Here is a 22,401-nt window from a genome sequence, read left to right as displayed (position 1 = left end):
ACGGCCCGCACGGTCTGCCACGATAGGCACCGGGCGCATGACGCTCTATAGGACGTCGCGATGAGCAAGAAATCGACATCCCGGCAGACCGCCAGCGTGAAGAAAAAGAAGCGGATCTCCCTGACCAAGCCGGACGAGCGCGGCCTCGTGCTGCGTCTGCTCAAGCGGATCATCCAGGAGAACGGCCGCCAGTTCCTGCGCCAATACGCACTGGCGATCGTCTGCCTCGTCCTCGTGGCGGCCTCGACGGCGTTTCTCGCCTGGATCATGCGCAGCGTGATCGACGACATCTTCGTCAACCAGAACCGCACCGCGATCGTCACGCTGCCGATCGTCGTCTTCATCGCCTTCGCCGTACGCGGCCTTGCGACCTACGGCCAGGGCGTGATCCTGGCCCGGATCGGCAACCATATCGTCGCCCGCTACCAGCGTCGGCTGTTCGCCCATCTGATGGCCCTGTCGGTCGATTTCTTCGGCGAGAACCGCTCGGCGCACCTGGCTGCACGGATCAACCAGAACGTCGCCGGTATCCGCGATACGCTGAACCTGACGGTCACCTCGATCGCCCGCGATCTCCTCACACTGATCTTCCTGGTCTTCGTGATGATCTATCAGGACCCGCTCCTGTCGATGATCGCGCTGATCGCCGGCCCGCCCATCGCGCTGATGATCGGCAGCCTGGCCCGCAAGCTGCGGGTGGTCACGCGCGAATCGATCGACCTCAATGCCAGGGTGCTCGGCTCGATCCAGGAGGCGGCCCAGGGGATCACCGTGGTGAAGGCCTTCACCATGGAAAAGCCCCTGCGCGAACGGATCGAGACGCTGATCCTGGGCGCCGAGGAACGGTCCAACCGCATCGCGGTCATCACCGAGCGCACGACGCCGGTGACCGAGATCGTCGCCGGCCTCGCCATTGCTGGGGTGATCGCCTATTCGGGCTACCGCGCCATAGTCTACGGCTATTCGCCGGGCGCCATGTTCGCCTTCATCACGGCGCTGCTGCTGGCCTATGACCCGGCCCGGCGCCTCGCCAAGCTGCAGGTGCAGCTCGAACGGGCGCTGGTCAACGCCCAGATGATCTACGAGATTCTCGACCTGAAGCCCGGCCAGGCCGACAAGCCCGGCGCGCCAGCGCTCGCCGTCGATCGGGGAGAGATCGTCTTCGAGGATGTCGGCTTTGCCTATTATCCGGGCGAGCCGGTGCTCAAGGGCATGAGCTTCACTGCCCGTCCCGGCCGCACCACCGCGCTGATCGGCGCGTCGGGGGGCGGCAAATCCACCGTGATCTCGCTCCTGCAACGCTTCTACGACGTCTCCGACGGCGCCATCCGCATCGACGGCCAGGACATCCGCGAGGTGGCGACCGTCTCGCTGCGCGGGCAGATCGCCTACGTCCCGCAGACGCCGTATCTCTTCGAGGGCACGATCCGCGAAAACATCCGTCTTGGCCGCCCCGACGCCAGCGACGCGGAAATCGCCGAGGCCGCCCGCCAGGCCCAGGCCGAGGAATTCATCCTCACCCAGCCCCAGGGCTACGACACGCCGCTCGGCGAAAACGGCATCTCGCTGTCGGGCGGCCAGCGCCAGCGACTGTCGATCGCCCGTGCGCTGGTGCGCAACGCCCCGATCCTTCTGCTGGACGAGGCGACTTCGGCCCTCGACACACGGTCCGAGACGCTGGTGCAGGCCGCGCTGGACGAGGCGATGAAGAACCGCACGGTGCTCGTCGTCGCCCATCGCCTCTCGACCATCGTCGGCGCCGACCAGATCCTGGTCGTCGACGGCGGCGAGATCATCGAGCGCGGCAGCCACGAGGAACTTGTCGGACGCCGCGACGGACTCTATGCCCGGTTCCACGGCCTGCAGTCGAGCGATCGCGGTGCCGGGACGCAAACGCAGCCCGAGACGATCGCCGCGTCCGTCCGCGCTGACGCGTGAGGCCGCGACAAGGGAGTGAGGACATGTCCGCGATGAAGCTGGTCGTCCTGGGAGCCGCCGGCCGCATGGGCCGCACGCTGATCACGGTGATCGGCGAGACCGAGGGCGCCGTCCTGTCCGGCGCGGTCGAGCGCCAGGGTTCGGAGGCGATCGGCCAGGATGCAGGCATGCTTGCCGGCGCCGGCACGCTGGGCATCACCATCACCGCCGACATCGACGCGGCCCTCGAAGGCGCCGACGGCATCATCGACTTCACCGCACCGGACGCGTCCGTGGCGATGGCCGAGCGCGCCGCCGACCGCGGGCTCGTCCATGTCGTCGGCACCACCGGCTGCTCGCACGAGCAGGATGCGGCGATCGCCGCCTGCGCCGAGCGCACGCGCATCGTCAAGTCCGGCAATATGAGCCTCGGCGTCAATCTCCTCGCCGGCCTGGTCGAGAAGGCTGCCCGGGCGCTCGGGCCGGAAGCCTTCGACATCGAGATCCTCGAGATGCACCACCGGCACAAGGTGGATGCGCCGTCGGGCACCGCACTGCTTCTGGGCGAGGCCGCCGCCAGGGGCCGCGGTATCGATCTGGCCGCCAACAGCGTGCGGGTGCGCGACGGCCATACCGGACCGCGCCCCGAGGGCGCCATCGGTTTTGCGACGTTGCGCGGCGGCTCGGTCACCGGCGAGCATTCGGTGATCCTCGCCGGCGAGGGCGAGCGCATCGAGATTTCCCATCTGGCGACGGACCGGGCGATCTTCGCCCGCGGCGCCGTCCGTGCCGCACTCTGGGCGAAGGACCGCTCGCCCGGCCTCTACACCATGGCCGACGTCCTCGGCCTCTGACGACCGCCCCCGACGGCCCGCCCGTTTGATCCGACGCACAGGAAAGGTCCCCGCCATGTCCAGAACCCTCGTCCTCGTCCGCCACGGCCAGAGCGACTGGAACCTCAAGAACCTCTTCACCGGCTGGAAGGACCCCGACCTGACCGAGAAAGGCGTCGAGGAAGCCGCCGATGCCGGGCGCCGGCTGAAGGCGGCGGGTCTCCGTTTCGACATCGCCTTCACCAGCGAATTGTCCCGCGCCCAGCGCACCTTGACGTTGATGCTGGCCGAGCTTGGCCAGACCGGGCTGGAGACGATCCGCAACGTCGCCCTGAACGAGCGCGACTATGGCGATTTGTCCGGCCTCAACAAGGACGATGCCCGTGCCAAATGGGGCGAGGAGCAGGTGCATGTCTGGCGCCGCTCCTACGACGTGCCGCCACCGGGGGGCGAGAGCCTCAAGGACACCGGCGCCCGCGTCTGGCCCTATTACATCCACGACATCCTGCCGAAGGTGATGAATGACGGCACGGTGCTGGTCGCCGCCCATGGCAATTCCCTGCGCGCCATGGTGATGGCGCTGGACGGGCTGACCGGCGAGGAGATCGTCGGCCAGGAAATCGCCACGGGCGTGCCGATCGTCTACCGGCTCAACGCCGACACCAGCGTCGCCGAAAAGACCGTGCTGGAAGGCTGATATCTGCGCCGTTCGCTCGAACCTGCCTCCGCCGGCGGGTTTGAGTGCGCGGGCGGGACCTGCTAGGGCGCGGCGGGCGCCCGAAACAGCTGAGAGAATGCCATCATGACCGACCGTATCGTCCTGCGCAGCGGCGAAGCCCTCGTCGCCGGCGGCCCTCCGGGCACAGCCGCCGAGCCCGAAGTCGTCATCGGCGAGCTCGACGGGCCGGTCGGCACCGCCCTCGCCACGCTCACCGGCGACCAGGTGAAGGGCCACAGCCGCGTCTTCGCGCTGCTCAACACCGACATCATGGTCCGCCCGGTCACGCTCTGCGTGTCGAAGGTGACCGTCGACGATCCGAAATACACCAACATCCTGATGGGCACGGTCCAGTTCGCCATCGCCAACGGCGTGCTCGACGCCGTGCGCGAGGGCATCCTGCCCAAGGACCGGGTCAACGATCTCGGCATTATCTGCTCGGTGTGGCTCGCCCCGACGATCGTCGACGTGCCCGACCTCGACCACAAGGTGCTGTTCGACATCCATCGCAAGGGCATGATCCAGGCGATCCGCAAGGCGATGGCGAACGAGCCTTCGATCGACTGGCTCCTGGAGAACCAGGACACGATCGTCCACAAATACTACCAGATGGGCCTCGACGGTAAGATCTGAGGTCCCGGCGATCGCTGCCCCTCAGGGGGCGGCGCCGTCGCGGTTCGCCGCGAACCAGCGGCAGAGATCGGTCAGCATGCAGGCCTCGCAGCGGGGCCGGCGGGCAACGCACACGGCCTTGCCGAACTGGATCAGCCAGAAATGCCCGTCGCCCTGCGCCCAGTGAGGGGCGCGGGCGGCGAGCTGGTCCGCCGTGGCGTCGGCCGAGCGCGCCGCCGTCAGGCCGATGCGATTGGCCACCCGGTGGACATGGGTGTCGACGGCGATGATGTCGGCCCCGAAGGTGAAGCTAAGCACGATGTCGGCGCATTTGCGCCCCACCCCCGGCAGCGCCATCAGCCCTTCTCGGTCCTGCGGGACGTTCCCGCCATGGCGCTCGATGACCGCGTCGCAGAGCCGCGTCAGGTTGCGCGCCTTGATGTTGTAGAGGCCGCAGGGTCGGATCGCCCGGGCGATGTCCGTTTCGCCCAGCGCCAGCACGGCCTGCGGGGTTGCTGCCAGCGTAAACAGCGCTTCGGCCGCCGCGGCCGTGTTGCGATCGAGGCTCTGGGCCGAGAGGACGCAGGAGACAAGCGAGCGGAACGGATCGGGCTGGTCCTTCGGCCCCTTCGCCGTCGCCGTGCGTCCGGGCATCGCGGCGGCCAGACGGCGGAACACCGTCTCGATCTCCGCGGCCGGCAGCACCGCCGCCGCCTCGCTCTTGCCCGCTGCCGACACCGACCCCTCCCGCGCTATGCACGAAGGTGAGGTAGGGCGCGGGCTGCAAGAGGCGGATGCGACCGCTTGCCCCGGCAACGCCAGGAGGCGCGGCTCAGCGGTCCCGGGCCAGAAGGCCGCTTTCCCAGCCGAGCATGGCCCGCTTGCGGGTGATGCCCCAGTGATAGCCGGTGAGCGCGCCGGACTTGCCGACCACCCTGTGGCAGGGCACCACGAAGGAAACAGGGTTGCGCCCGACCGCCGCTCCGACCGCGCGGGCGGCCTTCGGCGCACCGATGCACCATGCGACGCTGGCATAGGTCGTCGCCTGCCCGACGGGGATGGTCAGCAGCGTCTCCCACACACGGATCTCGAAATCCGTGCCGATCAGCACCACGCGCAGCGGGCGCTCGCTCTGCCAGTGACCCGGCTCGAAGATCCGCCGGGCCAGCGGCGCGGTGAGATCCGGCGCGGCCTGGAAACGCGCCTTCGGCCAGCGCCGCCGCATGTCGTCGAGGGCTGCCGCCTCGCCGCCATCGCCCGGTTCGGCAAAGCCGATGCCCGCAAGGCCCCGCTCGGTGGCGACGACCAGCGCCAGGCCGAAGGGCGTGGCATGGAAGCCGTAGTCGAAAGCGATCCCCGCCCCCTTGGCCTTGTAGGCGCCCGGCGACTGGGCCTCGTGCTTGACGAAGAGATCATGCAGGCGCGACGGGCCCGACAGCCCGACCTCGAAGGCCGCGTCGAGCAGCGAGGCGCCGCCGTCGAGCAGGCGCCTGGCATGGTCCATGGTGACGGCCTGCAGGAAGGCCTTCGGCGTCAGCCCCGCCCAGCGGCGGAACACCGAGGTCAGCGCCTCTTCGGAGCGGCCGAGAGCCGCGGCGATCTCACCCAGGCTCGGCTGCTCGCTGTAATGGGTCGAGATGAACTCGATGGTGCGGCGGACCGTATCGTAGTCGCCCAGACCGTCCGAACCGGCGGAGCGGAGGTCGGCGGCCTGTTCGTACCCCGTGGCCTCTGGTGCGATCGACAACATGGCAAATCTCCCTTGCTGGCCGATCATCGCCGTCGCGCGGGGCCTGCGCCACCCGTTTTCTGGCCGATCGGCCGTTATCGGGCGATTCAGCGACCCTTGGCGGTCAGGAGCGCGCGATTGAATTCGCGGGCAAAGCTCTCGCGGTCGTCGGGATTGAGAAACCCGCCGATCTCGGTGGAGGCCTCCTTCGATTCGACACTCATGCGGGTGATGCCGATCTCCTCGCGCCGGACGACGCTGAACCGCGCCCAGAAGGGATTGTAATGGGTCTCGCGGACGATTCCGGCCGGCGAGATCTTGCGGATCGCCAGATCGGTGCGCGAGACGGATACCAGTTCGCGTGCCCTGGCCGACCGGTAGCTGGCCCTGAACGCCCACCAGATCAACAGGACGTCGAGCCCGAAGAAGCCGAAGACCGGCCAGGCGCCCTTGGCGACGAAGGCCAGGCCGGTGATGACGCTGACGATGCAGACAAAGGCCATCAGGATGTTGAAGCCGCGGCGCCCCAGCGAGCGGTAGGGCGTCAGCAGCGCTTCGAAGATCGGCCGTTCCGACAGGTCGTCGGGCTGTCCAATGCCATCGCGATTGTCAGTCACGGCGTCGTCTCGCTATAGGGCAATGATGAGCGAGAAGATTGGACCATCCGGCCAAGGGGTCAAGCGCGGCAAAAGCGGCGCATTGCCTCGCCCGGCGACGGCCAGGCATCCGGCCCGCGCGGCGACGCGGCGCCCGGGCCGGCCGCGGCGCGTGAAGATCCCCTACGGCGAGGCTGAGATCGCGGAGATCTTCCGGCGCTTCTCGGTGCAGCGACCGGAGCCCGAATCCGAACTCGCCTACACCAATCCCTTCACCCTCCTCGTCGCCGTCGTCCTGTCGGCGCAGGCGACCGATGCCGGGGTCAACAAGGCGACCGGCGCGCTGTTTCGCGTCGCCGACAACGCGGCGGCCATGGCAGCGCTGGGCGAAGATGCCATCCGCGAGCATATCCGCACCATCGGGCTGTACCGCAACAAGGCGAAGAACGTCGCTGCCCTGGCGCGCACGATCGTCGAACAGCATGGCGGCGAGGTGCCGGGCGACCGCGCCTCCCTGGAGGCGCTGCCCGGCGTCGGGCGCAAGACCGCCAACGTCGTCCTCAACGTCGCCTTCGGCGAGGAAACGCTGGCCGTCGACACCCACATCTTCCGGCTCGGCAACCGCCTGAAGCTGGCGCCCGGCACGACGCCGGAAGCGGTGGAACAGGGGCTCCTTAAGGTGATCCCGCCGGCCTTCCGCCGTCACGCCCATCACTGGCTAATCCTGCACGGCCGCTATGTCTGCAAGGCGCGCAAACCGGAATGCGAGGTCTGCGTCATCGCGGACCTCTGCAAGGCGGAGATCAAGACGAACGACGTTCCGGCGCCGCTTCGCCCGCTCCCCTGACGCGGCGCGCCGGCCCATCGCCGGGCGCGGGCAGCCCGCCCGTCCTGGCCGCGATCCGCTGGTGCAGATGCACCATCAGCGCCGCCGCAAAGAGCGGCGTCAGGAGATTGACCACCGGCACCGCCAGGAAACAGGCGATCAGCAGACCCGCGACGAAGACCGTGCCGCCATGGCGGCTGCGGACCGCCTTGGCCTCGTCCTCGGTGCGGTAGCGCATCGCCGCGAACTCGAAATATTCGCGGCCGAGCAGATAGCCGTTGACGAGGAAGAAGGCGGCGATGTTGACGCCCGGCACCAGGAGGAGGAGCAACGCCAGGAGATTGCCGAGGATGACGACGCCGAAGAATTTCACCGACAGGATGATGCCCGGCAGCAGCGCCATGGCAGTGCCCGTCGGCGCGGCCGGATAGCTCTCGCGTTCGACCACCATCGCCACGTCGTCGAGGAACAGGCTGGCGATGATCGCGCTGATCGGGCCGATCAGGAAGGCCAGCAGCACCGCCAGAAGCAGGCCGGCGGCCCAGCCGGCTGCGGTGCCGGCCTCGTCGATCCAGCTCAGATCGTCCGGAAAGAGATTGGACAGGAAGGGCACCGCAACGATCTCTGCGAGGGCGCCGATGCCGAACCAGAGCGCCACGAGCACCACCGCCGTCAGGCCGAGGGTCTTCCACAGGGCGGCCCGGAACGGCGGCGAGAAGATGTCGGCGAGGGCCAGGCGGGCGGCGGTGAAGATCATCGGGAATCCTTTCTGCCCTGTCGAGATAGGCACGCGCCGCAGTTGCCGCAACGCAGCCACCGGCAGCTGTCCTAATCCCGCCGCTCTGGCCATTTCGGCCCCCGCAGGTTAACCAGACGGCACGCTGCAATGACAGGATGGACCATGGCAGACTACGACGTTCTGACGATCGGCAATGCGATCGTCGACATCATCGCGCGCGCCGACGACGCCTTTCTGGAGAAGGAAGGGGTGCAGAAGGCCGGCATGACGCTCATCGACGCCGAGCGCGCCGAGCATCTCTACGACGCCATGGGCCCGGGCACGGAAACCTCGGGCGGCAGCGCCGGCAACACCATCGCCGGGCTGGTCAGCCTGGGCGGCACGGGCGCCTACATCGGCAAGGTCGCCAACGACCAGCTCGGCCGGATCTTCACCCACGACATCCGCGCGCTTGGCGTCAGGTTCGACACCCAGCCTCTGGAGTCCACGCCACCGACGGCGCTCTGCATGGTTCTGGTGACCCCGGACGGCGAGCGTTCCATGAGCACCTTCCTGGGCGCCTGCACCGAGCTCGGCCCCGAGGACATCGACGCCGCGCTGGTGGGCGCCGCCAGGGTCACCTATTTCGAGGGCTATCTTTGGGATCCGCCCCGCGCCAAGGAGGCCATCGTCGCGGCGGCGAAGATCGCCCACGAGAACGGCCGCGAAGTGGCGATGACCCTGTCGGATTCCTTCTGCGTGCATCGCTACCGCGACGAATTCCTCGAGCTGATCCGCTCGGGCACCGTCGACATCGTCTTCGCCAACGAGGCCGAGGCGAAGGCCCTCTACGAGACCGAGGACATCGACGCGGCGATCGATGCCCTGGCAAAGGACGTCAAGCGCTTCGCCGCGGTCACCCGCAGCGAGAAGGGCTGCGTCGTGGCCGAGGGCGACCAGCGTGTCGCCGTGCCGGCGCTGAAGGTGGACAAGGTGGTCGACGCGACCGGCGCCGGCGATCTCTTCGCCGCCGGTTTCCTGCGCGGCTACACAATGGGGCTCGACCATGAGAACTCGGCGCGGCTGGGCGTTGCCTCGGCTGGCCACATCATCGGCCAGATCGGCCCGCGGCCGCAGACGCCGCTGACCGAGCTGGACGCGGTGAAGGCTGTCCTGAACACCTGATATGATCCGCGGCCGGCCGCCTGGCGAGGGCGGGCGGCCGTGGCAGCTATGGGCGACCATCGACGACGCAGCAGACAACGAAAGAGGGGGAACCGGCATGCTCAGATGGGGAATTCTGTCCACCGCCAAGATCGCGCGGGACCACGTGATGCCGGCGATCGCGAAGGCCAGCAACGGCGCGCTGGCGGCCATCGCCAGCCGCGACGAGGATCGGGCCCGCGAGGTCGCGGAAGCCTTCAGCATCCCGCGCGCCTATGGCAGCTACAACAAGCTCCTGGCGTCCGACGAGATCGACGCGATCTACATTCCGCTGCCGACCTCGCAGCACGCCGAATGGACGCTGAAGGCCATCGAGGCCGGCAAGCATGTCCTGTGCGAAAAACCGATGGGCATGACTGCCGCGGAGATCGCGACGATCGCGGAGGCGGCAAAGACCGCCGGCGTCACGGTCTCGGAAGCCTTCATGGTCACCTACCACCCGCAATGGGCCAAGGTGCAGGCGCTGATCGCCGAGGGCGCCATCGGCCGGCTGGTGCATGTCCAGGCCGCCTTCAGTTATTACAATGTCGATGCCGCCAACATGCGCAACCGGCCCGAGCTCGGCGGCGGCGCGCTGCGCGACATCGGCGTCTATCCGATGGTCACCTGCCGCTTCGCGACCGAGATGGAGCCGGAGCGGGTGCGCGCCAAGGTGGTCACGGACGCGGAATTCGGCACCGATTCCTTCGTCACCGGCACCGTCGATTTCGGCGACTTCGAGATGAGCCTGTATCTGGGGACCCGCATGGCGAACCGTCAGGGCATCGTCTTCCATGGCCAGGACGGCTTCATCGAGATCGCGGCGCCGTTCAATGCCAGCCTCTACGACGGCGACAAGGTGTTCCTGCACGACCGTACGCACCGTCATACCGAAACCTTCCGCTTCCCCGGCGTCGACCAGTACCGGCTGCAGGTCGAAAGCTTCGCCGACGCGGTGGCGGGCAAGGGCACCGAGTTGTTCCCCCTGGAATCCAGCCGTTGCAACCAGGCGGCGATCGATGCCCTGTTCGAGGCCGGGCGCACCGGCGACTGGGTCCAGGTTCCGCGCTGACGGCCACGAAAACGGCATAAGCCTGCGCCAGTCTGCACCCCATGATGCGGGCCGGCGCACCGCGCCGCCCGGAGCCCTCGGCAAGCTTCGGCCCATATGCGCCGGATAGGCTCACCGAGGCGATGACCCGGGAAAGACGAGGCAGATGACGGCGATGGACATGACACGCACCGCGGCGGGCGCGCTCCTGGCCGCGGCGCTCCTGGCGTGCACGGTGGCAGCGGCCGAGCCGACCGCCAAGGAGATCTTCGGCAGCCAGCGTGCGGCGGCGGCCATGCCCTCGGCCAGTTTCGGCTTCTATTCCAAGGGCTGCCTGGCCGGCGCGGCGCAGCTTCCCGCCGACGGCCCGACCTGGCAGGCCATGCGGATGTCACGCGACCGCCGCTACGGCCACCCCAACACCGTCGCCTTTCTGGAGCGCCTCTCCCGGGAGGCCGCCGCCCGCGGTGTCTGGCCCGGCCTTCTGGTCGGCGACATCTCGCAAGCCCGCGGCGGACCGATGCCCTCCGGCCATGCCTCCCACCAGATCGGCCTCGACGCCGACATCTGGCTGCGTCCGATGCCGGCCGGCCGCCTGACACCGGCCGAGCGGGAGGACTATCCGTTCCGCTCGGTCCTGAAGCCCGGCACCTTCGAGGTCGACGACCGGATCTGGTCGTCGAACTACCGCGATCTCATCCGGATGGCGGCCGAGGATCCCAAGGTCCAGCGCATCTTCGTCCATCCGGGCATCAAGAAGAAGCTGTGCGAGACCACGGGGCGCGAACGCGCCTGGCTGAACAAGGTCCGCCCCTTCTACGGCCATCACGAACATTTCCACGTGCGGCTGTTCTGCCAGCCCGGCTCGCCCGGCTGTACCGAGCAGCGCTCCACCGGCAGCGGCGATGGCTGCGGCGAACTCGACTGGTGGTTCGACGTCGCGCTGCAGCCGCCCAAGCCCGGTGGCAAGCCACCCAAGCCGAAGCCGCCGATGATGCTGGCCGACATGCCCGATGCCTGCCGGCAGGTCGCCGGGGCCCCCGCCATTTTCGACGGCGGCGGTGTGATAGCCGCCGGCGTCTCGGCCCCGCCACCGGCGGCGCTCAGCTATGCACCGCAGGTCCGGGTGCCGATTCCCACCAATCGGCCGTCGCGCTGATCCAGCGCGTCGGTGCCGCCGCCGACCGCCCTGGCCGGCGCGCACGCATCGCACCAACCCCGGTAGCGGCGTTTTGCGTTCGTCACGGTGATGGCCTATGTGGCAAGGCATACGAATCGATTGAAGCGGGCATCTCCATGGCAGGCAAGCGCGACGACAGCGACGCGTTGAAATTTCCGATCCTGATCGGCGATATCGGCGGGACCAATGCACGCTTCTCGCTGCTGGTCGACGCCTTCGCCGACCCCAAGCCGTTTCCGGTGGTCCAGACCGCCGATTTCGAGACGATCGACGAAGCCATCCAGGCCAGCGTCCTCGACAAGACCTCGATCCAGCCGAAATCGGCAGTGCTGGCAGTCGCGGGCCCGGTCGATGGCGACGAGATCGATCTGACCAACTGCCCCTGGGTGGTGCGGCCGCGCAAGATGCTAGCCGAACTCGGCATCCAGGAGGTCATCGTTCTCAACGATTTCGAGGCGCAGGCGCTGGCGATCTCCTCGCTCGGCGATTCCGCGCGCTCGCAGGTCGGCGGCGGCACCGTGCACGAGGGCGCCAGCCGCGCCGTGCTCGGCCCCGGCACCGGCCTCGGCGTGGCCGGTCTCGTGCGCGCCCGCAACATGTGGATCCCCGTCGCCGGCGAGGGCGGCCACATCGATCTCGGCCCGCGCAGCCCGCGCGACTACGCCATCTGGCCACATCTGAAGACCATCGAGGGGCGGGTGTCCGGCGAGCAGATCCTGTGCGGTCGCGGCCTCGTCAATCTCTACACCGCGATCTGCGCCGCCGACGGCACCGAGGCCGTCCACACCTCGCCTGCCGAGGTCACCGAAGCTGCGGTCAACCGCAAGGATGCGGCATCGGGCGAGGCCGTGGACCTCTTCGCCACCTATCTCGGCCGGGTGGCCGGCGACATCGCGCTGATCTTCATGGCACGCGGCGGCGTCTACATCGCCGGCGGCATCTTCCAGCGCATCATTCCAATCCTGAAGGCCGACCAGGTGCGCGCCGCCTTCGAGGACAAGGCGCCGCACAGCGCGCTGATGCGCGAGATCCCGCTCTTCGTCGTGACCGAGCCGCTGGCCGCGCTGGCCGGGCTGGCCACCTTCGCCCGCACGCCGCGCTTCTTCGGTCTGGAGACCACCGGGCGGCGCTGGGTCGCCTGACCGGAGGCGCGCCCCGGGGGTCTGGCCGGAAACGATGCGTCTGAAGCCATTGCGCAAGCCGCCCGCCGGCGCTACGTCGCAGCGCGGTCGTACCCGTTCCCAGGCGAAGGAAACCCCATGGCGCTCAAAGTCGCGGTCCAGATGGACCATGTCTCCTCGATCTCGATCAAGGGGGATTCCACCTTCGCCCTCTGCCTGGAAGCGCAGAACCGCGGACACAGCCTGTTCCACTACACGCCCGACCGGCTGTCCCTGCGCGACGGCCGCGCCACGGCCCGCGGCGAGGCGATGGAACTGCGCGAGGAAGAGGGCAACCACTTCACCCTCGGGCCACAGGAGAAGGTCGACCTCGCCGAGATGGACGTCGTCCTCCTGCGCCAGGACCCGCCCTTCGACATGGCCTACATCACCTCGACCCACATTCTGGAACGTGTCCACCCGAAGACGCTGGTCGTCAACGACCCGGCCTCCGTGCGCAACGCGCCGGAGAAGATCTTCGTCACCGAATTCGCCGATCTCATGCCGGAGACGCTGATCACCAAGGACCCGGAAGAGGTGATGGCGTTCCGCGCCGAATTCGGCGACATCGTCATGAAGCCGCTCTACGGCAATGGCGGCGCCGGCGTCTTCCACATCACCCCGGACGACCGCAACCTGACCTCCTTCCTGGAGACCTTCGGCATCCTGTTCCGCGAGCCCTTCATCGTGCAGCGCTACCTGAAGGACGTGCGCAAGGGCGACAAGCGGATCATCCTGGTCGACGGCGAGTTCGCCGGCGCGATCAACCGCGTGCCGGCCGAGACCGACACCCGCTCCAACATGCATGTCGGCGGCCAGGCGACCGCGACCGAGCTGACACCGCGCGAGCACGAGATCTGCGAGCGGATCGGACCGGCCCTGCGGGAGCGCGGCCTGATCTTCGTCGGCATCGACGTGATCGGCGACCTCTTGACCGAGATCAACGTCACCTCCCCGACCGGCATTCGCGAGGTCAAGCGGTTCGGCGGCGCCGACATCGCCGCGCTCCTGTGGGACGCCATCGAGGCAAAGCGTTGACACGGCTGCCCCTGCGGAAGATGAACGCCGGATAACGGATGCGTTCGGGAACCGTTCGGACTCGATGTGGCTTACTGCAGCAAGAGAACCGGAGAGGTTCCGGCTCAGTCCGAGGAACGCCATGAACAAGATGCTTTTTGCAGCGCTCGCGGTCGCCAGCGCCTTCACCATCCCGACGGCCGCCCAGGCCCAGTCGCGGGCGATCGCCACCACCGACGTCAATCTGCGCGCCGGCCCGTCCACCTCCTACCCCGCCGTCAACGTCGTCGGCGCCGGCGACCGGGTCCGCGTCTTCGGCTGCCTCGACACCCGTGCCTGGTGCGATGTCGGCTATGCCGGCCAGCGTGGCTGGATGTCGTCGAACTATCTCGCCGATGCGGGCGCGCGCCGCTACACCGGCCCGCGCTATATCGAGCGGATGGAAGCGCCGATCGTCTCCTTCTCGATCGGCAGCTACTGGGACAGCCATTATCGCGGCCGCAACTTCTACCGCGACCGCGACCGCTACGACACCCGCCGCGGACGTCCCGACTTCGATCGCCGCGACGACAGGCGTGATCGGCGCGAAGAGCGCCGCGAACTGCGCCAAGAGCGGCGCGAGGACCGGCGGGACTTCCGCGAGGACCGTCGGGACGATCGCCGCGGAGTGCGCGAGGAACGCCGCGAAGAGCGGCCGGTGCCCCTCTACCGGGTGGACTGAGGCCACCCCACATTGAGACGATGATCGAGGCGCGGATGTCCCCCCGCGCCTCGATCCTTTTGCGGCGGTCGGATGCGGCCGCCCGAGCCGCCGAGGAAGTCCTTGCCCACGACCACTCCCGCCGCCCGAACCGCCAACCTTGGCCTGCCGGAGAATGGCGCCGCCATCTGGCTGACCTTCCTCGACGATATCGGCGAGAGCGAGCGCGACGCCTATCGTGCGCTGCTTGATCCGGGCGAGGTCGCGCGCCACGACCGCTACATGGTGACGGGCGCACGCGACGAATTCCTGGTCGGCAGGGCGCTGCTTCGCACCACCCTGTCGCGCTACCGCGACGTCGCCCCCGGCGACTGGCGCTTCGAGACCAACCGCTACGGCCGGCCGGCGATCGTCGGCGAGGCGCCGGGCGGGCTGGTCTTCAACCTTTCCCACACCCGCGGCCTCGTCGCGCTGGCGGTCTCCCATGGTTGCGAGATCGGCGTCGACGTGGAGGCCGTCGGCCGGCAGAGCGCAACCTTCGACCTGGCGGGCCGCTATTTCTCGCAGGCCGAAGGGGCATGGGTGAGGGCCGCCGCCGGGCCGGCTCTCGCCGAGCGCTTCTTCGCCGTTTGGACACTGAAGGAAGCCTATATCAAGGCGCGCGGCATGGGCCTCGCCTTGCCGCTGGACGGCTTCTCCTTCACCCTCGACGACGACGCCGGCGCGCCGACGATCGCCTTCCATGCCGGCTGCCCCGATGATCCGGTCCGCTGGGCGTTCCTGCGCCGGCCCGTCTCCGCCGATCACCGGCTGGCCTTCGCCGTCTCGCCACCTGCGCGGATCGGTGCCGTGCGGTTCCTGCGCACGATTCCCCTGTCCGGTTCGGCGACAGATCTCGACGCCGCGGACCCCGCCCCGTGAAGCTCTTCGCCGTCGCCGACCTGCATCTCGGCCATCCGGCCAATCGCGAGGCGATCCACGAGATCGCCGCCCATCCGGACGACTGGCTGATTCTCGCCGGTGATGTGGGCGAGACCGAGCGGCATCTGGATCTGGCCCTCGACGTCCTGCAGCCGAAATACCGGCAGATCGTCTGGGTGCCGGGCAATCACGAGCTCTGGGCCGTGGCGAGCCAGGGCGTGCCGCTGCGCGGCCAGGCGCGCTACGAGCACTTCGTCGTGCGCTGCCGGGCGCGCGGCGTGCTGACGCCCGAAGACGCCTATCCGCTGGTCGCCATCGATGGCCGCGACGTGCGCATCGTGCCGATGTTCCTGCTCTACGACTATTCCTTCCGCCCCGCGGACGTGTCCCACGCGGACGCCGTCGCCTGGGCGCGCGAAGGCGGGCCGGTCTGCGCCGACGAGCAGTTCCTGCCGGCCGATCCCCACGACAGCCGCAGCGCCTGGTGCGCGGCGCGCTGCGCGGCGACGCAGGCCCGCCTCGACGCCCTCGACAACGGCACTCCCAACATCCTCGTCAATCACTGGCCGCTGCGCCGCGAACTCGCGCGCCTGCCGCGCATCCCGCGCTTCTCGCTCTGGTGCGGCACCACCCGCACCGAGGACTGGCACACCCGCTACAATGCCCGGGCGGTGATCTCCGGCCATCTGCACATGCCGTCCTCCAAGATCATCGACGGCGTCGCCTTCGAGGAGGTCTCCTTCGGCTATCCCAAGCAATGGCGCGGCCGCCGCGAACCGGCCGACGCGCTGCGGCGGATCCGGATGTAGCGACCGCCCGCGTCGCCTGTCCGGCGATCTTTTTGCGGGGCTTTGCCGCAAAGACCCTTAGGAATCCTGCCCTTCCCCGACGCCGCGCTCGCGCCGGCGCAGACTCGGCTTGACTCTCCCGGGCCGCTCTGGAATCCATATGAACATATCAGGAACAAACCTCTTGGTGAGGCGGAACGATCGCGAATCCCTTGCGATCGAAGGAGAATCCTATGGCCTCGACCGATCCCTTCCCGCGGCCCGCTGCCCGGCCCGCGGACCCGCCAGCCCCCGTTCGCCTGCATGGCACGGATCGGGGCTTTGCTAGGAATCGTGCCCTGTCGGAGCTGCGCGAACGCATCGCGCAGATCGAGGACGAGCCGGTCTGCCGGCTGGAAACCCCGGCCCCCGACCGCGCCCGGCAGGGCGACGCGGCGGCCGTGCGGCGCGGGGCGCCAGGCTTGATGCCGCTCGGCTGCGCGGCGGCCGACGCGGCGCTGGGCGGCGGCTTTCCGGCGGCGGGACTGGCCGAGATCCATCTCGACGAAACCCGCGACGGGGGCTCGCTCGCCGGCTTCGCCCTGGCCCTGGCGATCCGCTTCGGCGCACGGCCCGGCCGGCCGCTCCTGTGGATCGGCGACAGGATGGCCTTCTTAGAGGCCGGGCTTCCCTATCTGCCGGGGCTGGCTGGCTTCGGCCTCGATCCCGCGGCGCTCTGCCTCGTGAGGACGCGCAAGCTGGACGAGGCGGCCTGGGCCGGCGAGGAGGCCGCCGCCTCGCGGGCGCTGGCCATGGCGATCCTGGAGGTGCGCGGCAATCCCGCCCGGCTCGGCCTCGACGGCACCCGGCGGCTGCATCTGCGGGCCCGCGAGGCCGGCCTGCCGCTGCTGCTGCTGCGCCAGAGTGCCCGTCCCGAGGCTACCGCCGCGCCGCTCCGGCTGCGGATCCGGTCGGGCCCGGCCAGCCGCGTCGCCGACCTGTACGAGCGCGACAAGCTCATCGGTCACCCGGTCTTCGACGTCACGGTGGAGAAATCCCGCGACGGTCGCCCGCAGCATGTTGTCCTGGAGTGGAATTCCCATGAGCGACGTTTCGACCCTCCGGCCGGTTCCGAACCGTTACCNAATCCCGCGACGGTCGCCCGCAGCATGTTGTCCTGGAGTGGAATTCCCATGAGCGACGTTTCGACCCTCCGGCCGGTTCCGAACCGTTACCTCGCCCTCTCGTTTCCACGATTGTCGACGGACCGGATCCGACGCGAGCGGATGGGACGGTCGTGGCGCTCCGACGCGCCTCGTAAGGTGCCGGCCGGCACCGACGCCACCAACGGCGCAGGCCTGTCGCCGCTGGCGCTCTACGAGACGATCGGCAACGCCAACCGCATCGTCGCGACCTGCGAGGCGGCCGCGGCGATGGGCCTGGCGCCAGGCAGCAGTCTTGCCGAGGCGAAGGCGCGGTTTCCGGACATGGAGGTCATGCTGACCGACCCGGCGGCCGACCGGCGGCTTCTGGAAGCGGTGGCCGACTGGTGCGACCGCTACACCCCGCTCGTCGCCCTCGACGCGCCGCACGGCCTCGTCCTCGACATTTCCGGCTGCGCCCATCTCTTCGGCGGCGAGAAGGCGCTGATGGACGACCTGCTCGTGCGGCTGTTCCACCAGGGCCTTTCCGCCCTGGCGGCGATCGCCAGCCATGCCGGCACCGCTTTGGCGCTGGTCGGCGGTGGCAGGGGACGGGGCGGCACCATCGTCGCCGCGAACGACGAGCTGGCGGCCGTCGCCCCGCTGCCCGTCGCCGCCCTGCGGCTGGAGGCACCGGTCGCGGCGATGTTTCGCCGGCTCGGGCTGAAGTCGATCGACGCGCTCCTGGCGCTGCCCCGGGCGGGGCTGGCGCGGCGCTTCGGCGAGGATCTGCTGGCGCGCCTCGACACGGCGCTGGGCCACGCCTCCCGGCCGATCAGCCCGCGCCGGCCGGTGCCCGACCTGACCGCCGAGCGGCGGCTGTTCGAGCCGATCAGCCTGACCGACGACGTGGATCGCATCCTCCTGCTTCTCGCCGCGCGGCTGAAGGGCGATCTGGAACGGCGCGGCGTCGGCGCCCGGCAGCTCGAACTGTCGCTGTTCCGCGTCGACGGCGCGGTCAACCGGCTGATGGTCGGCGCATCGCGGCCGGTGCGCGAACCCGCCGCCATCCAGCGCCTGTTCCGCGAGCGCATGAAAGGCCTGGGCGAGGAATTCGACGCCGGCTTCGGCTACGACCTCGTCAAGCTCGCCATCTACGCCACCGAGGCGATGCCGGACCTGCAGACCGACCTGTCGGGCGAGACCATCGGCAGCGACGCCTTCGGCAACCTCGTCGACCGGCTCGGGGCGCGGCTCGGCGAGGCCAGCGTCCTGCGGCTCGACGCCGTCGCCAGCCACTGGCCCGAACGGGCCGAACGCTGGCGGCCCATGGCGGCCGGCTCGGCCGCGCTGGCCAGGCCCGTTCCGGTCGCTCCACCCCAGACGGCACCGCGACCACTGCGACTCCTTGCCATCCCGGAACCGATCGAGGCGAGCTTCGAGGTGCCGGACGGCGCGCCGCTGAAATTCCGCTGGCGCCGGGCGCTGCATGTGGTGCGCCGGGCCGAGGGGCCGGAGCGCATCGCCGGCGAATGGTGGCGCCAGCCCGACGAGGCCGCCCGCGACTATTACCGCGTCGAGGACGCGGACGGTCGCCGCTTCTGGCTGTTCCGCGAGGGCTGCGCCGACCCGGCCGTCGACCCCGAGCTGCAGGTGCCGGACGGCCGTCCGGCCTGGTTCCTGCACGGCATCTTCGCATGAGGATCGAGCCCTATCGGGCGCCGCGGGCCTTTCCCGAGATCGGCGTCGCCAGCTGCTTTTCCTTCCTCACCGGCGCCTCGCAGCCGGAGGAGCTGGTGGTCACCGCCCATCGCCTCGGCCTGGCCGGGCTCGGGATCGCCGACCGCAACACCGTGGCGGGCGTCGTGCGCGCCCATCAGGCCGCCCGCGAGGCGGAACTGCCCTATGCGCCCGGCGCCCGGCTGGTGTTTTCGGACGCCACGCCCGACATCCTTGCCTATCCGCGCGACCGCACCGGCTGGGGCCGCCTCTGCCGGCTGCTCAGCCGCGGCAATCTGCGGGCGACGAAGGGCAGCTGCATCCTCGCCCTGCCCGACCTGCTGGAATGGGGCGAGGGCCTCAATCTGGCGGTGGTCGCGCCGCTGGCGCTCGGCGGCGGCGAGAACGGCGAGGGCGCGGCGAGGGAGGCCGGGCTGGCCGACCCGTTGCAGCGGCTGCGCGAGGCGTTCGGCGGCGCTGTCCGGCTGGCCGTCGCGCCGGCCCATGACGGGCTCGACCAGCGCCGCATGGCGCGGGCGGCCCGTCTTGCCGCGCGCTGCCGCACGCCGATGCTGGCCACCAACGACGCCTTCCACCATGCCCCCGGCCGGCGGCGCCTGCAGGACGTGATGACCGCGATCCGCGAGCACGTGCCCCTGGCCGAGGCAGGGTTCCTGCTGGCGCGCAATGCCGAGCGGCACCTGAAGGCGCCGCACGAAATGGAACGGCTGTTCCGCCACGCGCCCGAGGCGATCGCCGAGAGCGGCCGGTTCTTCGCCGAGCTCGGCTTCGACCTGAAGAGCCTAGCCTACGAATATCCCGACGAGGCGCTGAAGCTTTCCCGCTCGCCGGCGGACGAGTTGCGCCACCTCGCCCATGAGGGGGCCCGATGGCGCTATCCGGAGGGCGTGCCGGCCAGCGTGACGACGCGGATCGACTACGAGCTGAAGATCATCGGCGAATTGCAGTACGAGCCGTATTTCCTCACCGTCCACCACATCGTCAGGGGTGCCCGCGAGAAGGGCATCCTGTGCCAGGGCCGTGGCTCGGCGGCCAATTCCGTCGTCTGCTTCTGCATCGGCGTCACCGAGGTTTCGCCGGAGCGGGCCGGCCTCCTGTTCGAACGCTTCATCTCCTCGGACCGGCGCGAGCCGCCGGACATCGACATCGACTTCGAGCACGAGCGCCGCGAGGAGGTGATCCAGTACATCTACGAGCATTACGGCCGCGACAACGCCGCCATCGCCGCGACCGTCATCACCTATCGCGCGCGCTCGGCCGCCCGCGAGGTCGGCAAGGCGTTCGGCCTGTCGGAAGATGCGGTCTCGGCCCTGTCCGGCTCGGTCTGGGGCTATTCCTCCACCGATCTCGGCGAGCGCGAGGCCGCTGCGGCCGGGCTGTCGTCGAAGGATGCCACCACCGCCAACGTGCTGGCCTTTTCCGCCGAACTCGCCGGCTTCCCCCGGCACCTGTCCCAGCATGTCGGCGGCTTCGTCATCACCAAGGGCCGCATCGACGAGGTCGTGCCGATCCTCAACACCGGCATGGAGGGGCGCACCATCGTCGAATGGGACAAGGACGACCTCGACGAACTGGGCATCCTGAAGATCGACATCCTGGCGCTGGGCATGCTGTCCTGCCTGCGCCGCGCCTTCGACCTGCTGAAGACGCATTACGACCTGCCGCTGACCCTGGCGGATCTGTCAAAGGCGCAGGACGACCTGCCGACCTATGCGATGATCCAGCGCGCCGACACGCTGGGCGTCTTCCAGATCGAGAGCCGGGCGCAGATGACCATGCTGCCGAAGCTCAGGCCCGATTGCTTCTACGATCTCGTCATCGAGGTGGCGATCGTACGGCCGGGGCCGATCCAGGGCGACATGGTCCACCCCTATCTGCGCCGCAAGATGGGGCTGGAGCCGGTCACCTTCCCCAAGGAGGAACTGCGCGAGGTGCTCGGCCGCACCCTCGGCGTTCCCTTGTTCCAGGAACAGGCGATGAAGATCGCCATCGTCGCCGCCGGCTTCACGCCCAACGAGGCCGACCGGCTGCGCCGCGCCATGGCGACGTTCCGGCGGGTCGGCACCATCCACACCTTCCAGAAGAAGATGGTCGAGGGCATGGTCGAGCGCGGCTACGAGCGCGACTTCGCCGAGCGCTGCTTCAAGCAGATCGAGGGCTTCGGCGAATACGGCTTTCCCGAAAGCCACGCCGCCTCCTTCGCGCTCCTGGTCTATGTCTCCTGCTGGCTGAAATGCCATTATCCGGACGTCTTCGCCGCCGCCCTCCTCAACGCCCAGCCGATGGGCTTCTACGCCCCGGCGCAGATCGTGCGCGACGCGGCCGAGCACGGCGTCGAGATGCGGCCGGTCGACGTCAACCGCTCCGAATGGGACCAGTCGCTGGAGGCGGCGCCCTTCGCGCCCGGGCGCATGAAGGCCCGCCATGGCGAAATGCGCGACCATATCCGCACGCGCCATGCGGTGCGCCTGGGTTTCCGGCAGGTGAAGGGCCTGGGCGAGGCGGAGATGCGGACGCTGGTGGCCGCGCGCGGCGCCGGCTACGATTCGGTGCGCGACCTGTGGCTGCGCTCCGGCCTCAAGCGCGCCACGATCGAACGCCTGGCCGACGCCGATGCCTTCGCCTGCCTCGGTTATAGCCGCCGTGACGCGCTCTGGGCCTGCCGGGCGCTCGACGCCAAGGGATCCTCGGAGCGGCTGCCGCTGTTCGAGCGGGCCGCGACCCGCGACCTGCAGGCCGAGCCCGACGCACGGCTGCCGCCGATGCCGGTCGGCGATGAGGTCATTAACGACTACCGCTTCCTGTCGCTGTCGCTGAAGGCCCATCCGGTGAGCTTCGTGCGCCGCGACCTCGACGCCCTGCGGGTGATCCCCGACGAGCGGCTGGAGCAATTGCGCTCCGGCAGCCGGGTCAGTGTCGCCGGCCTTGTCCTGATCCGCCAGCGGCCCGGCTCGGCCAAGGGCGTCATCTTCATGACCATCGAGGACGAGACCGGGACCGCCAACATCATCGTCTGGCCCAAGGTCTTCGAAAGCCACCGGGCCCTCGTCCTGGGTGCCCGTTTCGTCAAGGTGACCGGGCGCATGCAGAGCGATCACGGCGTCATCCATGTCGTGGCCCAGACCATCGAGGATCTGACGCCGCTCCTGATGCGGGTGGCCGATGGCGGTGCGGCGACGGATTACGCCGTAGCGCCGGCGGATCATGTGAAGAGCCCCCTGCGGCGGCCCTCCAGCCGCCCGGCCGGCCCGGGCGCCGAGGCGGCGACGCTCGCCTCCTCGCTCGGCGCCGCGCTTGCCCGCGCCGACGAGGTGCGCAGGCCCGTCGACGAACAGCGCCTGCAGAAGCGGCTGGTCGACCGGCACCTGCGGATGGTGGCGGCGGGCGGCGTCCCGCATCAACCCGGCATGGCCGATCGCCAGAGCCGGGAGATCCTGCCCAAGGGCCGGAACTTCCAGTGACCGCCGGCTTGCCCCGAGGCTTCGGCGCCTGCCGATTTGGTTCTGGCCGAAACCACCACGGCCCCTATCTTCGGATCGAAGACCGCCATGAGCGCCCTCTGCCCGGCGAC

At 69.4% G+C, this 22,401-nt stretch carries 19 protein-coding genes; 15 read left to right on the top strand and 4 right to left on the bottom strand.

The genetic code is table 11. The features are described from left to right. The first annotated feature begins 60 nt into the window (after positions 1–60). From VQ042_RS03275 to VQ042_RS03260, 4 genes are all read left to right on the top strand, one after another. Positions 61–1,938 carry an ABC transporter ATP-binding protein gene (locus VQ042_RS03275; protein WP_331815490.1) on the top strand — a complete coding sequence of 626 codons (1,878 nt, stop codon included), beginning with the start codon at positions 61–63 and terminating at the stop codon, positions 1,936–1,938. A 23-nt stretch (positions 1,939–1,961) separates the two neighbouring features. Continuing rightward, positions 1,962–2,771 (top strand): 4-hydroxy-tetrahydrodipicolinate reductase, encoded by an 810-nt coding sequence (gene dapB, locus VQ042_RS03270; protein WP_331815489.1) that lies wholly within the window; start codon positions 1,962–1,964, stop codon positions 2,769–2,771. 55 nt (positions 2,772–2,826) lie between these two features. Next, entirely contained in the window at positions 2,827–3,447 is a 621-nt protein-coding gene (locus VQ042_RS03265) for a 2,3-bisphosphoglycerate-dependent phosphoglycerate mutase (protein WP_331815488.1), read from the top strand. Between the two features lie 105 nt (positions 3,448–3,552). Beyond that, complete coding sequence (locus tag VQ042_RS03260) at positions 3,553–4,101, top strand: formaldehyde-activating enzyme (RefSeq protein WP_331815486.1); 549 nt, start codon at positions 3,553–3,555, stop codon at positions 4,099–4,101. Positions 4,102–4,122: 21 nt separating this feature from the next. Here VQ042_RS03260 and VQ042_RS03255 read toward each other — a convergent pair whose 3' ends face one another. The 3 genes from VQ042_RS03255 to VQ042_RS03245 form a co-directional block, all read right to left on the bottom strand. Continuing rightward, positions 4,123–4,818, bottom strand: coding sequence for an endonuclease III domain-containing protein (locus VQ042_RS03255; RefSeq protein ID WP_331815484.1), 696 nt, complete (start codon positions 4,816–4,818; stop codon positions 4,123–4,125). A gap of 94 nt (positions 4,819–4,912) precedes the next feature. Continuing rightward, complete coding sequence (locus tag VQ042_RS03250; protein WP_331815482.1) at positions 4,913–5,830, bottom strand: bifunctional helix-turn-helix domain-containing protein/methylated-DNA--[protein]-cysteine S-methyltransferase; 918 nt, start codon at positions 5,828–5,830, stop codon at positions 4,913–4,915. Positions 5,831–5,916: 86 nt separating this feature from the next. Beyond that, the gene (locus tag VQ042_RS03245) at positions 5,917–6,426 is read right to left on the bottom strand and encodes a DUF2244 domain-containing protein (RefSeq protein WP_331815480.1); all 510 of its coding nucleotides are present in this window, start codon (positions 6,424–6,426) and stop codon (positions 5,917–5,919) included. Positions 6,427–6,451: 25 nt separating this feature from the next. Between VQ042_RS03245 and nth the strand changes: the two genes are divergently transcribed. Next, on the top strand, positions 6,452–7,252 hold the full coding sequence (gene nth, locus VQ042_RS03240) for an endonuclease III (RefSeq protein WP_442880014.1): 801 nt from the start codon (positions 6,452–6,454) through the stop codon (positions 7,250–7,252). Here the strand turns inward: nth and VQ042_RS03235 are convergent. Next, a complete protein-coding gene (locus VQ042_RS03235) occupies positions 7,209–7,988 on the bottom strand; it encodes a sulfate transporter family protein (protein ID WP_331815476.1) in 780 nt (259 codons plus the stop codon). The two genes, nth and VQ042_RS03235, sit on opposite strands and share 44 nt — an antisense overlap. Before the next feature lie 144 nt (positions 7,989–8,132). On the opposite strand from VQ042_RS03235, the gene VQ042_RS03230 reads away from it, so the two are divergent. From VQ042_RS03230 to VQ042_RS03185, 10 genes are all read left to right on the top strand, one after another. Continuing rightward, positions 8,133–9,134, top strand: coding sequence for an adenosine kinase (locus VQ042_RS03230; RefSeq protein ID WP_331815474.1), 1,002 nt, complete (start codon positions 8,133–8,135; stop codon positions 9,132–9,134). Between the two features lie 97 nt (positions 9,135–9,231). Continuing rightward, positions 9,232–10,224: a Gfo/Idh/MocA family protein gene (locus tag VQ042_RS03225; RefSeq protein WP_331815472.1), complete on the top strand. Its 993-nt coding sequence runs from the start codon at positions 9,232–9,234 to the stop codon at positions 10,222–10,224. 160 nt (positions 10,225–10,384) lie between these two features. Continuing rightward, entirely contained in the window at positions 10,385–11,362 is a 978-nt protein-coding gene (gene mepA / locus VQ042_RS03220) for a penicillin-insensitive murein endopeptidase (RefSeq protein WP_331815470.1), read from the top strand. A gap of 137 nt (positions 11,363–11,499) precedes the next feature. Further along, positions 11,500–12,525, top strand: coding sequence for a glucokinase (locus VQ042_RS03215; protein ID WP_331815468.1), 1,026 nt, complete (start codon positions 11,500–11,502; stop codon positions 12,523–12,525). 117 nt (positions 12,526–12,642) lie between these two features. After that, positions 12,643–13,581 carry a glutathione synthase gene (gshB, locus tag VQ042_RS03210; RefSeq protein ID WP_331815466.1) on the top strand — a complete coding sequence of 313 codons (939 nt, stop codon included), beginning with the start codon at positions 12,643–12,645 and terminating at the stop codon, positions 13,579–13,581. Positions 13,582–13,702: 121 nt separating this feature from the next. Then, positions 13,703–14,281 carry an SH3 domain-containing protein gene (locus tag VQ042_RS03205; protein ID WP_331815464.1) on the top strand — a complete coding sequence of 193 codons (579 nt, stop codon included), beginning with the start codon at positions 13,703–13,705 and terminating at the stop codon, positions 14,279–14,281. 102 nt (positions 14,282–14,383) lie between these two features. After that, positions 14,384–15,181 (top strand): 4'-phosphopantetheinyl transferase family protein, encoded by a 798-nt coding sequence (locus tag VQ042_RS03200; protein ID WP_331815462.1) that lies wholly within the window; start codon positions 14,384–14,386, stop codon positions 15,179–15,181. Then, complete coding sequence (locus VQ042_RS03195) at positions 15,178–15,990, top strand: metallophosphoesterase family protein (RefSeq protein WP_331815460.1); 813 nt, start codon at positions 15,178–15,180, stop codon at positions 15,988–15,990. Before VQ042_RS03200 ends, VQ042_RS03195 begins: the two co-directional genes overlap by 4 nt. 212 nt (positions 15,991–16,202) lie before the next feature. Then, positions 16,203–18,791: a Y-family DNA polymerase gene (locus VQ042_RS03190; RefSeq protein WP_331815457.1), complete on the top strand. Its 2,589-nt coding sequence runs from the start codon at positions 16,203–16,205 to the stop codon at positions 18,789–18,791. Then, positions 18,788–22,291, top strand: coding sequence for an error-prone DNA polymerase (locus VQ042_RS03185; RefSeq protein WP_331815454.1), 3,504 nt, complete (start codon positions 18,788–18,790; stop codon positions 22,289–22,291). The genes VQ042_RS03190 and VQ042_RS03185 overlap by 4 nt, the downstream gene beginning before the upstream one ends. Positions 22,292–22,401: the final 110 nt, after the last annotated feature.

The organism is Aurantimonas sp. A2-1-M11 (assembly GCF_036549475.1).
Lineage (GTDB): Bacteria > Pseudomonadota > Alphaproteobacteria > Rhizobiales > Rhizobiaceae > Aurantimonas.
Note: the sequence above shows the minus strand (reverse complement) of the source record. Positions and strands in the feature narration are given on the sequence as shown.

Coding starts and splice junctions, on each gene's coding strand:
- VQ042_RS03225 (WP_331815472.1), top strand. CDS start 9,232: ATGCTCAGATGGGGAATTCTGTCCACCGCCAAGATCGCGCGGGACCAC.
- mepA (WP_331815470.1), top strand. CDS start 10,385: ATGACACGCACCGCGGCGGGCGCGCTCCTGGCCGCGGCGCTCCTGGCG.
- VQ042_RS03205 (WP_331815464.1), top strand. CDS start 13,703: ATGAACAAGATGCTTTTTGCAGCGCTCGCGGTCGCCAGCGCCTTCACC.
- VQ042_RS03275 (WP_331815490.1), top strand. CDS start 61: ATGAGCAAGAAATCGACATCCCGGCAGACCGCCAGCGTGAAGAAAAAG.
- VQ042_RS03250 (WP_331815482.1), bottom strand. CDS start 5,830: ATGTTGTCGATCGCACCAGAGGCCACGGGGTACGAACAGGCCGCCGAC.
- VQ042_RS03260 (WP_331815486.1), top strand. CDS start 3,553: ATGACCGACCGTATCGTCCTGCGCAGCGGCGAAGCCCTCGTCGCCGGC.
- gshB (WP_331815466.1), top strand. CDS start 12,643: ATGGCGCTCAAAGTCGCGGTCCAGATGGACCATGTCTCCTCGATCTCG.
- VQ042_RS03185 (WP_331815454.1), top strand. CDS start 18,788: ATGAGGATCGAGCCCTATCGGGCGCCGCGGGCCTTTCCCGAGATCGGC.
- VQ042_RS03235 (WP_331815476.1), bottom strand. CDS start 7,988: ATGATCTTCACCGCCGCCCGCCTGGCCCTCGCCGACATCTTCTCGCCG.
- dapB (WP_331815489.1), top strand. CDS start 1,962: ATGTCCGCGATGAAGCTGGTCGTCCTGGGAGCCGCCGGCCGCATGGGC.
- VQ042_RS03215 (WP_331815468.1), top strand. CDS start 11,500: ATGGCAGGCAAGCGCGACGACAGCGACGCGTTGAAATTTCCGATCCTG.
- nth (WP_442880014.1), top strand. CDS start 6,452: ATGAGCGAGAAGATTGGACCATCCGGCCAAGGGGTCAAGCGCGGCAAA.
- VQ042_RS03230 (WP_331815474.1), top strand. CDS start 8,133: ATGGCAGACTACGACGTTCTGACGATCGGCAATGCGATCGTCGACATC.
- VQ042_RS03265 (WP_331815488.1), top strand. CDS start 2,827: ATGTCCAGAACCCTCGTCCTCGTCCGCCACGGCCAGAGCGACTGGAAC.